The sequence below is a fragment of the Pseudoroseicyclus sp. H15 genome, from assembly GCF_054353345.1.
This window is the reverse complement of the sequence record NZ_JBTHJE010000001.1, coordinates 751,093-763,338: the sequence shown is the minus strand read 5'-3', so window position 1 is coordinate 763,338 and position 12,246 is coordinate 751,093. Positions and strand designations below refer to the sequence as shown.

At 66.6% G+C, this 12,246-nt stretch carries 11 protein-coding genes; 2 read left to right on the top strand and 9 right to left on the bottom strand.

The window, feature by feature from the left end; all coding sequences use genetic code 11:
• Positions 1-49: 49 nt before the first annotated feature.
• From ACXN5S_RS03630 to ACXN5S_RS03595, 8 genes are all read right to left on the bottom strand, one after another.
• On the bottom strand, positions 50-1,657 hold the full coding sequence (locus ACXN5S_RS03630; protein ID WP_458604021.1) for an ABC transporter substrate-binding protein: 1,608 nt from the start codon (positions 1,655-1,657) through the stop codon (positions 50-52).
• A 65-nt stretch (positions 1,658-1,722) separates the two neighbouring features.
• Positions 1,723-2,649, bottom strand: a complete 927-nt coding sequence (locus ACXN5S_RS03625) for a 2-hydroxyacid dehydrogenase (protein ID WP_458604020.1) — start codon at positions 2,647-2,649, stop codon at positions 1,723-1,725.
• Positions 2,650-2,750: 101 nt separating this feature from the next.
• The gene (locus ACXN5S_RS03620; RefSeq protein ID WP_458604019.1) at positions 2,751-3,737 is read right to left on the bottom strand and encodes an ABC transporter ATP-binding protein; all 987 of its coding nucleotides are present in this window, start codon (positions 3,735-3,737) and stop codon (positions 2,751-2,753) included.
• Positions 3,734-4,744, bottom strand: coding sequence for an ABC transporter ATP-binding protein (locus ACXN5S_RS03615; protein ID WP_458604018.1), 1,011 nt, complete (start codon positions 4,742-4,744; stop codon positions 3,734-3,736). Before ACXN5S_RS03615 ends, ACXN5S_RS03620 begins: the two co-directional genes overlap by 4 nt.
• Entirely contained in the window at positions 4,741-6,336 is a 1,596-nt protein-coding gene (locus ACXN5S_RS03610) for a DUF885 family protein (RefSeq protein WP_458604017.1), read from the bottom strand. Before ACXN5S_RS03610 ends, ACXN5S_RS03615 begins: the two co-directional genes overlap by 4 nt.
• The gene (locus ACXN5S_RS03605) at positions 6,333-7,442 is read right to left on the bottom strand and encodes a Gfo/Idh/MocA family protein (RefSeq protein ID WP_458604016.1); all 1,110 of its coding nucleotides are present in this window, start codon (positions 7,440-7,442) and stop codon (positions 6,333-6,335) included. Before ACXN5S_RS03605 ends, ACXN5S_RS03610 begins: the two co-directional genes overlap by 4 nt.
• Positions 7,439-8,521 carry a ketopantoate reductase family protein gene (locus tag ACXN5S_RS03600; protein ID WP_458604015.1) on the bottom strand — a complete coding sequence of 361 codons (1,083 nt, stop codon included), beginning with the start codon at positions 8,519-8,521 and terminating at the stop codon, positions 7,439-7,441. The genes ACXN5S_RS03605 and ACXN5S_RS03600 overlap by 4 nt, the downstream gene beginning before the upstream one ends.
• 5 nt (positions 8,522-8,526) lie before the next feature.
• The gene (locus ACXN5S_RS03595) at positions 8,527-9,705 is read right to left on the bottom strand and encodes a hypothetical protein (protein WP_458604014.1); all 1,179 of its coding nucleotides are present in this window, start codon (positions 9,703-9,705) and stop codon (positions 8,527-8,529) included.
• 176 nt (positions 9,706-9,881) lie between these two features.
• Between ACXN5S_RS03595 and gcvA the strand changes: the two genes are divergently transcribed.
• On the top strand, positions 9,882-10,778 hold the full coding sequence (gene gcvA / locus ACXN5S_RS03590; RefSeq protein ID WP_458604013.1) for a transcriptional regulator GcvA: 897 nt from the start codon (positions 9,882-9,884) through the stop codon (positions 10,776-10,778).
• Positions 10,779-10,801: 23 nt separating this feature from the next.
• Here the strand turns inward: gcvA and ACXN5S_RS03585 are convergent, their stop codons facing one another.
• Positions 10,802-11,170, bottom strand: coding sequence for a hypothetical protein (locus ACXN5S_RS03585; RefSeq protein WP_458604012.1), 369 nt, complete (start codon positions 11,168-11,170; stop codon positions 10,802-10,804).
• A gap of 101 nt (positions 11,171-11,271) precedes the next feature.
• On the opposite strand from ACXN5S_RS03585, the gene ACXN5S_RS03580 reads away from it, so the two are divergent.
• Entirely contained in the window at positions 11,272-12,174 is a 903-nt protein-coding gene (locus ACXN5S_RS03580; RefSeq protein WP_458604011.1) for an AraC family transcriptional regulator, read from the top strand.
• Positions 12,175-12,246: the final 72 nt, after the last annotated feature.

Below are 12,246 nucleotides of genomic sequence, written 5' to 3'. Positions count from 1 at the left end.
GGGCGGAGGGGAGCCGGCCGCGGGCATGTCCGCGGCCGGCCTGAGAGGATTACTCCTCGAGGTACCAATCGGCCGTGTTGACGAAGTTGGTCATGTTCGTCGGGTTCGGCACGAAGTTTTTCAGTGCGGTGGTCTTGGAGATCAGCGCGACGTTGGTCGTCAGCGGGATCGACGGGATATCTTCCGCGATCATGTGCTGCATCATCGACGAGGCTTCCTGACGGATCTCCGGGTCGAGGCTGTTTTCGAGCGTGGCGAGCACTTCGTCGAGCTCCGGGTTCGAGTAGCCCTGGCCGTTGTTCGGGCCATCGGTGCCGTAGAAGACCGAGTAGACCGGGTCGGCAGAGGTGATCCAGCGGCCGTAGATCATGTCGTAATCGCCCGAGTAGCGGGCTTCACGATAGGCCACACCGGCACGGTTGTCGGGGATAAGCTCGATGCCGATCTCCTTCAGCTGCGCCATCAGGATCTGCTGGATGTTCTCGTCGTCGGTGGCGCCCGCGGTCACCACGAACTCGAAGGACATGCGCTCGCCATCCTTGGTGCGGATGCCATCGTCGCCCATCTCGTAGCCAGCATCGTCGAGGATCTGGTTGGCCATGTCGACGTCATAGGCCAGCTCGGGCGTGGTGTCGTCGTACATCGAGAAGACCGGAACGACGATCGACTTGATGGCTTCGGGGAAACCGCCCTGGGCGCGGATCAGCACGTCACGGTCGATGGCATGCGCGATGGCCTGGCGGACCGGCAGATCGTCGAGCAGGTCGTTGCGGAAGTTGAAGTCGAGGTGCTGCCACGACAGCAGCGGGCCGACGACCAGCTCCATGTCGTCCATCGCCTCAACCTGAGCGGCCTGATTGTAGGGCGTCTTCACGACCAGATCGAGCTCACCCGAACGCAGCTGCGTCATGATGGTGTTCGAGTCGGGCACGATGTGGAAGACGATCCGGTCGAGGTAGGGCAGCTGCGTGCCATCCTCGGCGGTGCGCCAGTAGTTGGGGTTGCGGTCGGCAACGACATACTGGCCGCGCTCGAACTCGGTCGCCATGAAGGGGCCGGTGCCGATGGGCAGCTCGTTGTACTCGCTGGTGTTCAGATCGGTGCCCTCAAGCACGTGCTTGGGCATGATGCCGAAGGTGAACAGCGTCGAGGCGAAGTCCGGCGCGATCGTGTTGTAATGCACGATGACGGTGTAGTCGTCGGGCGTTTCGATCGAGTCGATGGTTTCGGTGCCCGACTTGGATTCGGCGATGAAGTTCGGGTCTTTGACCGCTTCCCAGGTGAAGGCGACGTCGGCCGAGGTGAAGGGCTCGCCGTCATGCCACACCACGCCTTCGCGCAGGTGGTAGGTGATGGTCATGGTCTCGCCGTCGTCGGACAGCACGATGCCGCCATTGTCGAGCGTCGGCACTTCGGTGGCGAGCACGGGGACGTAGTTGGCGTTCTGGTCGGGGGCGAGCAGGCCTTCGACGATGGTCGCCTGCGCATCGCCCAGATAGCCGGTCGAGTAGACGTTCATCGTGTCGATCTCGTAGGTGAGGCCGACATCGAGCGTGCCGCCGGATTGCTGGGCGGCGGCCCAGCTGACGGTGAGCGGCAACAGGGCAGCGCCCGCAACGGTGGCCCGGAAGAGGCCGCGACGTGTAAGTCTGGTCATTCTCAGTCTCCTGGTTGAAGTCTTGTTGCCGAGGGTTTCTCGCCCCGGTCATTGGTTGGGCGCGGTCAGTACCCCGCCGCGCGATCGACGACGTTGCGCATCGGCTCGCCGTTCTGGTGGCGCCGGATGTTGGCAGCCATTTCCGCAACCGCCGGCCCGGGATGGGTCGGGGCTGCAACATGGGGAGAGACGAGCACCCGGGGGTGCCGCCAGAGCGGGTCGCCCTCGGGCAGCGGCTCTGTCCGGAAGACGTCGAGCGCGGCCCAGGACAGCTGGCCTGCATCGAGCGCCGCGATCAGATCGGCATCGACGACATGCGCGCCCCGCGCGCCGTTCACGAAGAGGCCATCCTTGGCCATGCGGCCCAGAAGGGCGCCGTCGATCAGGTCGCGCGTCTCGGCGGTCAGCGGCAGCAGGTTCACCAGCACGTCGGCGCCATCGACGGCCTCGCCCAGCGCATCGGCGCCATAGGCGCGGCAGCCGGGGATCTCGCGGCCAGACCGGCTCCAGACGCGGGTCTGGAAGCCCAGATGCGCCAGGTATTCCGCCGCCCGTCCGCCGAGCGCACCGGCGCCCAGGACGGTGACCACGCGGTCGCGGGCCAGCTTCTCCTTCTCGGCGGCCCAGCGCCCTTCGGCCTGAACGTCCTTGTAGTGCAGGATGTTGCGATGCCAGGCGAGCACTTCGGCCAGCACCCATTCCGTCATGCCCTCGGCCAGGCCGTCATCGACCATGCGCACGATCGGCATGCCGTCGGGCACTTCGCCCGAGGCCAGCAGATGCTCGACGCCGGCGTTCAGCGACAGCACGACCTCTACGCCGGGCACGCTGGCGATGGTGCCGGGATCGGGGCGGCCGACGACGATATAGGGGCAGGGCTCGGTGCCCAGCTCGGCCGGGTCGATGAGCACTTCGGCGTCCGGCAGCTCGGCCTGGAACAGCTTGGCGAGGCCGGCGCGGTCGCCCTTGGATGCGATGTAGATGCGTATCATGGAACTCACGCTATTGGCTGCCTGAAGGCGGGCAACGGTTCAAAATCTCGGCGTTGCACGGCGTTGAACTCATGCATGCCGGGCAAAGGGGTGCCGGACGGTCAGGCGGGAACAAGATCGATCTCTCCGGCGCGGATGCAGGCGACCTCGTGCCCCGGCGCGCGCGTCTCGAGCGGCGGGATGGTCTGCGCGCAGGCCTCTGTCGCGAAGGGGCAGCGGGTGCGGAAGATGCAGCCCGAAGGGGGGTTCACGGGGCTCGGCAGATCGCCCGACAGCATGATCCGGTCGGTGCGCCGCTGGGTGGTGACCTGCGGTGCAGCGTCAAGCAGGGCTCGCGTATACGGGTGCCGCGGGCGTTCGTAGATGTCGGCGACGGTGCCCGTCTCCATCACCCGGCCCATGTACAGAACCATGACCCGGTCGCAGAGATATTCGATCACCGACAGGTCGTGCCCGATGAACAGGATCGACAGCTCCATCGCCTCGCGCAGGTCATGCAGCAGGTTCACGATCTGCGCCTGGATCGACACGTCGAGGGCGCTGACCGGCTCATCGGCGACGATGAAGGCCGGGTTGACCGAGAGCGCCCGGGCAATGCCGATGCGCTGGCGCTGCCCGCCGGAAAACTCATGAGGATGGCGCTGTGCCGCATTTGCAGGCAGTCCGACCTTCTGCAGCAGCTCGGCGACCCGGTCGCGCCGGTCGGCGCGCGTGCCGATTCCGTGCAGTTGGAGAGCCTCGCCGAGGATCTCGCCCACGCTCATGCGCGGGTTGAGGCTGGCGAAGGGGTCCTGGAAGATGATCTGCATTTCCGACCGGGCCTGGCGCAGGCGGGTTGGCGACATCGTCGTCACCTCTTCGCCGTTCAGGCGCACCGAGCCGCCGGTGGGCTCGATCAGGCGCAGCAGCGAGCGGCCGAGCGTCGTCTTGCCCGAGCCGCTTTCGCCCACGAGCCCCATCACCTCGCCCTTGCCGATGGTCAGCGACACGCCGTCGACGGCGCGCACGGTGACGCCCTTGTCGAACATGGTGCGCCCGACCGGGAAATGGACCCGAAGGTCATGTACGTCTAGCAGCGGCTGGCTCATGCGATGTCCTTCCAGCGGATGCAGCGGGCGTGGCTATCGGCGCCCGTCGGGTCGAGCGGCGGAACGGCGGCGCGGCACTCGGGCACGGCCCAGGCGCAGCGCGGCTCGAAATCGCAGCCCGGCGGCGGGCGCAGCGGGTCGACCATGCTGCCGGGAATCTGCGCCAGCCGCTCGCGCTTGCCGCTGGCGCGGGCGGCGTGATCGGTGCGCGGCACGCTGCCGAGCAGGCCGCGGGTGTAAGGATGGCGCGGCGCATCGAGGATCTGCGCCATCGGCGCGTCTTCGACGATGCGGCCGCCATACATCACCGCCACCCTGTCGGCGATCTCGGCCACGACGCCGAGATTGTGGGTGATGAAGAGCACGCCCATCTGGAACTCTTCCTGCAGGCGCTTGAGCAGCACCAGGATCTGCAGCTGCACGGTGGAATCGAGCGCCGTCGTCGGTTCGTCGGCGATCAGCAGCGAGGGGTTGCAGACCAGCGCGCTGGCGATCATCACCCGCTGCCGCATGCCGCCCGAAAGCTGGTGCGGATAGGCCTCGGCCCGTCGCTCCGGCTCGGGGATCTCAACCAGTCGCAGCATCTCGATGGCGCGGGCCTTGGCGGCCTTGGAGCTGAGGCCCTCGTGCAGGCGGGCGGCCTCGGCGATCTGCGCACCGATCCGGTGTGCCGGGTTCAACGAAGTCATCGGCTCCTGGAAGATCATCGCCATCTCAGAGCCGCGCAGATCGCTCATCGCGTCCTTGTCCAGCGTCACCAGGTCGCGAACCTTGCCGTCGCGCCCGGTGAACAGCATCTCGCCCCCCGCAATGCGGCCGGCGCGCTCGTCGATCAGGCGCATGGCAGACAGCGAGGTGACGGATTTGCCCGAGCCGCTTTCGCCGACCAGCGCCAGCGTCTCGCCGCGGCCGATGGTCAGGTCGACGCCCTTCACGGCCCTGACCACGCCGCTTTCGGTGCGGAATTCGGTGACGAGATTACGGATTTCGAGGAGCGGCTCGGTCATGCAGCGAGGGTGCCTTCTTGCGCCATGTGTTCGGCCACGGTCGCCAGGGGGACATGGCCGAGGGACAGAAGCGTATCGTGGAAATCCTGCGTCGTGCCGGTCCAGCGGCGGCGCAGCTCTCGGATGCCCTCGACGCCGATCCAGTACATCAGCCGGCTGCCGGGGAACATCGAGTTGCGGATGACTTCGCCTTTCACGCGGGCGGGGGCAAAGCCGGCCTCTTCGGCATAGAAGCGCGCCGCCTCATCCAGGCTCCAGGCGCCGGTATGCAGGTTCACGTCGACCAGAACGCTGGCCGCGTTGCGCCGCTCGAACGACTTCAGAAGCAGGCATTCGGTCGGGCTGTAGAAGCCGGGGGCCTCCATCAGCAGATCTTCGACATAGCAGGCCCAGCCCTCGATCAGCGTGCCCGAGCCGATGAAGGCCAGCCCCATCGCGCAATCGGTGCCGGCGATGCGGCCAAGGCGCGAGGGCGCCTGCCGGGCGCGGGCGTTCTGGGTGTGGTGCCCGACGCTGCCGTGATGGACGGCGTGGATGGTCTTGAGCATGGCGGTGCTGTTGGCGGCCAGATAGGCGCCCATGTCATCGCCGGCGCGGCTGACCCAATAGGTGCTGCCGTCGCCCGGGTTCAGGCCCGGCGGCGAGCGATAGAACAGGAAGTACAGCGCCTTCGAGACGTTACGCGCCCAGTCGGGGAAGAAGCGATAATCGAGCCCGTATTCGGTGGCGGGCGTGACCAGCCCGTTCGCGGCGCCCAGCGTATCGGTATCGAGCTGGCGCAGGCTCTCCATCACGCCGGCTTCGCTGCCGGGATGCAGGGTGGAGAGGGCGGCGATCTGATCTTCCCACGGCGTGCCGGGGTCGATCTCGCGGGCCATCTCTTCCAGCTCGGTGCCGAGCTTGGCGAACGCCTCCTCGGCGCGGGCGCGGGCCTCCTCGGGGCCGAAGTCCAGGCGGTGCTGCTCACGCATCACCAGCGCCAGATGCTCTTCGCCGAAGGCCGGGTCTGCCTCCGGCAGGTCGGTGAGCGCCTCGCCATAGGCTGCGAAGGCGGCGGCGGCGGCGTTTGCCGGTTCGTCCCAGGCGCCGCTATAGGCAGGGTGAAGCTGGAGATCTTCGCGCAGGAAAGTCTGCATCACGGCGCATTCGTTCTGCGCCCGCCAGACCCAGCCGGGCGGCACGGCGCCGCCGCCGATGGCAGCCTGCCCGTCCTTCAGGAAGGCTGGGATGGCGGCAAGGCGCGCGGCCACGGCCTCGCCCTTCCACGGCTGCGACTGCGGCAGCAGCAGCGAGATCACCCCGAAGGCAGCCTCGCCCGTGTGCCACGCCGGGTTGCGGTGGCGCGGGTGGATGCTGAGGGCCGAGCGCTCGACGCGCATCTCGGCCAGCAGCATCTGCCGGTCGCTCTCGCCGAGGTCGCGGGCGGCCTCGACCTCGGCGATCAGCTTGTCCAGCTCGGCCAGCTCCTCCGCCGGGGCATCGGGGCCGGTGCGGGGGAGCCGGTCGTCATGGCCGGCGGCGCCCATGAAGGTCGCATCGACCGGGCGCCATGCGAAGCGGTGCGCGAGATAGGCGTCGACAGTGCTGGTCACTTGCCCACCTCGACCCAGCGGCGTTCGCGATGGGCCTTGATGAAGGCGTCGACAATCTCCTGGCTCTTGGCGCCGTCGTAGAAGGTGCATTCCTGCGGTTTGTCGTCGAGGATCTCGTCAACGAAATGCCGCACGAGGTTGCGGTAGTAGAGCTCGGGCCACGGCGTGGCGAGCGTGGTGCCCGGCGGCAGGGTGCTGTCGGGAAGGTCGACCTTGCGGAACTCGAAGTTCTCCTTGTCGGCCACCATCAGCGTCTCTTGCACGTCGTATTCAGAGATCAGCCGCGCGATGGCCGCGCCCTTGGAGCCGTAGACCCGGAGCTCGACACCGGGGTAGTTGCCGACGGCGATGTAGCTGGTTTGAAGCGTCGCCTGCGCACCGCTCTTGTACTCGACCAGGCCGACCGTGCCGTCGTCGATCAGCACGCGCTGGCGGCCTTCCTCGCCGCGGATCACGCGCTCGGGGATGAAGTTCTTCATGCTCGACACGACCGAGTCGAACTCGCCGCCCACCCAGCGCATCAGGTCGATCAGGTGGCTGCCATAGCCGACGATCGACGAGGGGATCAGCTCGTCACGCTTGGCGTCGGGCGCCACCTGGCGCAGCGGGAAGTCAGGGTCGAGCCACTGCTGGTTCTGCTCGAAGCCGTGGATATGGTAGATCTCGCCCAGCTCGCCGGAGGCCACCGCCGCCTGAATCCAGCGGATCGCGGGGGAGTAGCGGAAGGTGAAGCCCAGCTTGGTGCGCACACCAGCGGCATCGGCCCGGGCGGCGGCATCGAAGGCGGGGGCGGCTTCGGTATGCAGCGGCTTTTCCGACAGAACATGCTTGCCGGCGGCGATGGCATCCAGCGACAGCGGCAGGTGCGTATGGGTCGGCGTGCAGACGTCGACCATCTGCACTTCGGGGTCGGCGATCATCTCGGCCGCGTTGGTATAAACCTTGCGGGCGCCGAACTTCTCGGCCGCCGCACGGGCTCGCTCTTCGTTGACGTCGCAGACGGCGACGAGATCGACGCTTTCATGCGCCTTGTATCCGGGCAGGTGTGCCTTGTCGGCCCAGGCAAAGGTGCCGATGACGCCGACGCCGAGTTTCTCTTCGCTCATGGCAGGGTCTTTCCGCATTCGGCCACATAGGCCTCGAGTTCATCGTAGTTGTGGAAGCCAAGCTCGCGCTGGCCCTCTTCGATCTCGTAGATCATCTCGAAGAGCTTCGCGTTCAGCCGCGTATCGGCGCCGACCTCTTCGCCGTAAGCCACGAGCTTGCCGCTGGAAGAGCGCGTCTCGGAGGGGCGCTTGCGATAGACGATGTCCCACCAGATGCCCGAGCCCTTTTTCTTGAACTGGTGCGTGGGCTTGGTGTCCTGGTCTTTCTTTAAGAGCCAGATCGCGTGGTTGATGTTGTCGAGCAGCTTGCGCGTGTCTTCCGCCGTCTTCACCCGGTAGTTGGCGGGATCGAAGAAATCGAAGGCCTGCACGTCGATGCCCTTGGCATCGGCGATCTCCAGCGCCTCTTTCACGATGGCGCCGGCGATGCGGGCATAGCGCTCGTTGCCGAGCGTCTCGCGGATCGGCGCATCGACGAGGGCCGAGAAAACGACCTGGCTCGCATAGACTTCCTTGGCCCAGATCTGGCCCCAGATGCGGTCGGAATACTGCACCTCGGTGAGGGCGCTCAGCGCCTCGCCGATCTCTTTCAGACGGTCCGACATGGTACCGTCCATCTCGCCGAGCTGGATGGGGCCTTCGTGGACGTATTCGATATAGCCGGGGTCAACGAGTGCGCCGCCGTAGTTGGGGATCGAGCCCATGACGATCTTGTCGCCCGGCAGGCCGGCCTCATTGAGCGCGGCCACGAGGTCGGGCTCGTTAAAGCCGTTCTGGTAGGAGACGACGCAGCTCTCCGGCGTGAGAAGCGGGATGATCTCTTTCACCGCCTCGACCGCGTGCTGCGACTTGGTGGCGATGAGGACGACGCCGAGGTCACCTTCCAGCTCGCTCGGCAGCTTGGCGGTGACGTTTACCGTCATGTCGCCGCGCACACCGTCGATGACCATGCCGGCCTTGTTGAGCGCGTCGACATGCTCGGCCCAGCGGTCGACCAGCGTCACGTCATGGCCGGCTTTCGTCATGTAGGCGCCGGCGAGGCCGCCGATGGCGCCTGCCCCGATGATAGTGAATTTCATAGCGTTTACTCCGCCGGGAACATGTCGAGGCTGCGCGGGCTCTGGGCCCGGCCGTACAGCGCTTTGAGGAATTCGGGCTTCTGTTCGGGCCTGATGCGCTCGCGCACCGCGCGCACGGCCTCGTTGCCGGCCCAGTACGAGGCGATGAACGGGCCGCGGAACGGGTGGGCCGCCATGCGCAGGCGCCCGCGGGCCCAGGCCTCCTGCCCCATCGCGACTTCGCGGAGGTAGCGCATCACCTCTTCGGCGGGCGTGCCCTCGACCATGTAGACCCAGGTCGCCGTCGTCTGCGCGGCAGAGCGCAGGCGGCGCAGCTCCAGATGGATCTGGTCGTCGTCATCCTCGATCCAGTCGATCAGCTGGATGCCCTGGTCGCCGATGCCCTCCTGCACGCAGCCGGTGATGGCGTTGGCGGTGATGAGCAGAGCGTCCATCGTGGAGCGGCCGGCATCGACCTCGGCGCGGGTGTAGAGAAGCTGGGTCGAGTGGCCGGGATACACCTCGTGGCACACCAGATGCTTCAGCGCCGCGCGGGTGAAGCTGAGATCCATGTTCAGATCCATCTTCGCGTCGTTGAAATTGCAGCGGGCGGTGTAGGGCACGTCAGAGACCGGGTGCAGCGCCATAGTGTAGTCGCCGGTGTCGAAGATCATCTCGTCGGTACGGGCCTTGGCCTGCGCCATCAGCTCGGTGAAGACGCCTTCCAGCTTGTCGGGGTCGATGGCGTTCTCGGCCTCCCACCGCGCTACGCGCTCGGGCAAGGTTCCGTCGGTGAAGCCGGCCTGGCTGAGCAGACGGTCGATGTTGTCGCGGGCCGTGTCGATGATGCCGGGATCGACCTTGCCGCGCGGCGCGCCGACGAGATCGACAACCTTTTCCTCGAAAGTCGGCGAGCCGCCGGAGAACAGACGAACGGCCAGACGCAGCGAGGTGAGCATTCCCTCGAGGAATACCTTACGCTCGCCTTTCGGCAGCCCTTCGATGTCGCTTTCCAGATCGCCCAGATCGGAATGGACGGCATCCCAGCTGGTGTAATCGCGGGCCGCAACCAGGTCGTCGCCCATGAAGATCGGCACCAGGCCCTCGCCGTCGAGCAGGCTGTGTCCGTCGTTCCGGGTCCGCTCGAACCGGTCAATTCCCATTGTGACTGCGGTGAGTTGGCGACCGATCTTTGAGAGACTCATGACGTTCCTTTTGTGCTTCTGGCCCGCGCAGCTTTCGGGGACAGATGCCCCATTTTGCGGCAGGCTCGGGACGAGCCGGCAAGGCGCGGCCCTTCATTACACCTGCATGACAGGCCAGGTTGCGCTCGCCCGCAAGCGCCCTAAACATCGGTCTTGCATGAGCTGAAGGAATGCAAATGGCCGGACGAACCCTTCCCTCCCTCAACGCGCTGCGTACCTTCGAGGCGGCGGCGCGGCACGGCAGCTTCACCCGCGCCGCGACCGAGCTGAACGTCACGCAGAGCGCAGCCAGCCGCATGGTCCGCAGCCTTGAGGATTACCTGGAAATCGAGCTCTTCACCCGCCGCAGCCGGGTGATCGAGCTGACGGATCAGGGCCGCTACTACGCCGATCTGCTGGGCGAAGCGCTGAACCGAATCGAGTCGGGCACGACCGAGCTGCTCTCTACCCGCGCCGGCACGGGCACACTGACGGTGGGCATCCTGCCGACCTTTGGCACCAAGTGGCTGATCCCCCGCCTTGGCTCGTTCCAGCAACGTCACCCGGAGCTGTCGCTCAATATTGTCTCAAGCGACGGCCCGCCCATCGAGGGCGATAACACCATCGATACCGCCGTCCGCTTCGGCTACGGCGAATGGCCGGGGCATCTGGCCGAACCGATCATGTCGGAAGAGCTGTTGGTCGTCTGCAGCCCGCGCATCATGGACGGCCCCTACCCGCTGGTGGATTACACGATGCTCCGCCGGCACGACCTGATCATCCACTCCACGCGCCCCCGCGCCTGGGATCACTGGTTCCGCTCAACGGGCATCGACCCCGGCGAGATGCGCTGGGGCCTGAAGCTGGAGCACTTCTTCATGGTTCTGCAGGCCGCCACCTCGGGTTTGGGCGTCGCCCTGCTGCCGACCTTCCTGGTGCAGACCGACCTTGCCTCGGGCAACCTGATCGCGCCCTTCCCGGTGCGGGTGAACGGGCCGGGCGGCTATTACCTCGTCACGCCCGAGGGCAAGAGCGACCTGCCCCGCGTTCGCGCCTTCCGCAGCTGGCTGGCGCATCAGGCGCGGGATGCGTGAGTGGGCTTGGTGGACGCCGCTCCTCAGCCAGCCCACCCAACCCAGAGGAAGGCCGCGCCAAGCACCGCCTCTGCGGCGACCGAGCGAAAGATGCCCGCGCCGACACGCCGGGCCAGGTACTCGTAGAGACCGAGGCCTGAGAGCAGGATGGCCGTGACGCCCAGAACCAGGCACAGCGCCGAGCGGATGTCGGAGGGCCCGGCGTTTCGCCCGAGGAAGAACGCCAGCGCGAGGCCGAGATACATCAGGCCCATCCGGCGAAACAGGATGAGCGCGCCGGTGCTGCTCTCAAGCCCCCATTCCTTCAGCAGCCCGCCACCGAAGAACATGAAGCGGGCACCGAGCACGATGCACGCGGCCGTCATGACGAAGGCCAAAATCTGGAAGGTCAAAGGCCGTCTCCACTGATCAAGTCATTGCTTGATCCGAGATAGGCCGTCGACTTCGGACGAACTATGCGCAAAGCTCCAATCTTTGATGGAGATCGTCCAGAATGGACCCGCTGTCTGACATCGTCTCGTTCCTGCGCCTGCGAAGCTACCTGGTGGGCGGCTTCGTGGCGGGCGGGCACTGGTCGGTCGGCTTTGACGCGCATGACGCCGTCAAATGCTACACCGTCGCCGAGGGCGCGTGCTGGATCGCTGTGGAAGGCGCAGGCGAGCCTGTGTTCCTGCAGACGGGCGATTGCTTCATGCTGCCGCACGGCCAGCCGTTTCAGATCGCCAGCGACCTGAGCCTGCCGCCCGAAGATTGGCGGCACCACTTTCTAAGTGCCGAAGAGGGCTCCCTCGTGAAGCTCAACGAGGGCACCGGGGTGACGGTGCTCGGCGGCCATTTCGCGCTCGCCGGGCCGCAGGCCGAGATCCTGCTCGGTATGCTGCCACCCATCGTGCATCTGCGGGGCGGGCCCGAGGGGGAGACGCTGCGCTGGACCTTCGGGCTGATGCGGCAGGAGCTGATCGATCTGAAGCCGGGTGGCATCCTCGTCGCGCAGCAGCTCGCCTGCATGATCTTCATCCAGGCGCTGCGCCTGTATCTCAGTGAGACCAACGGCACCGGCTGGCTTTTCGCGCTGTCAGACAAGCGCGTCGGCGCCGCCATTCAGGCGATCCACCGCGAGCCGTCGCGGCGCTGGACGGTTGAGAGCCTCGCCACGGAGGCCGGCATGTCGCGGTCCGGCTTCGCGGCGCAGTTTCGCCAGTTGGTTGGCGAGAGCCCCATCGAGTACCTCACGAAGTGGCGCATGCTGCTCGCCGGGCGCAGCCTGGAGCACGGCGAGCCCATCGGGGCAATCTCCCATGCCCTCGGCTATGACTCGGAGAGCGCGTTCAGAACGGCATTCAAGCGCGTGACGGGCAGGAGCCCGCGCCAGCACGCAAAGTCGCTCGGAGCCTGAGGATGCGCGGATGTCCAGCCGCGACCCGGAAGGGCAGCGGCTGGGCCGTTGTGTTAAGATGCGCCGAGGCCG

What these genes read in the sequence shown, in the direction of transcription:
- ACXN5S_RS03600 (WP_458604015.1), bottom strand. Translation starts at nt 8,521, where the DNA reads ATGAAATTCACTATCATCGGGGCAGGCGCCATCGGCGGCCTCGCCGGC.
- ACXN5S_RS03620 (WP_458604019.1), bottom strand. Translation starts at nt 3,737, where the DNA reads ATGAGCCAGCCGCTGCTAGACGTACATGACCTTCGGGTCCATTTCCCG.
- ACXN5S_RS03630 (WP_458604021.1), bottom strand. Translation starts at nt 1,657, where the DNA reads ATGACCAGACTTACACGTCGCGGCCTCTTCCGGGCCACCGTTGCGGGC.
- ACXN5S_RS03615 (WP_458604018.1), bottom strand. Translation starts at nt 4,744, where the DNA reads ATGACCGAGCCGCTCCTCGAAATCCGTAATCTCGTCACCGAATTCCGC.
- ACXN5S_RS03595 (WP_458604014.1), bottom strand. Translation starts at nt 9,705, where the DNA reads ATGAGTCTCTCAAAGATCGGTCGCCAACTCACCGCAGTCACAATGGGA.
- ACXN5S_RS03580 (WP_458604011.1), top strand. Translation starts at nt 11,272, where the DNA reads ATGGACCCGCTGTCTGACATCGTCTCGTTCCTGCGCCTGCGAAGCTAC.
- ACXN5S_RS03625 (WP_458604020.1), bottom strand. Translation starts at nt 2,649, where the DNA reads ATGATACGCATCTACATCGCATCCAAGGGCGACCGCGCCGGCCTCGCC.
- gcvA (WP_458604013.1), top strand. Translation starts at nt 9,882, where the DNA reads ATGGCCGGACGAACCCTTCCCTCCCTCAACGCGCTGCGTACCTTCGAG.
- ACXN5S_RS03605 (WP_458604016.1), bottom strand. Translation starts at nt 7,442, where the DNA reads ATGAGCGAAGAGAAACTCGGCGTCGGCGTCATCGGCACCTTTGCCTGG.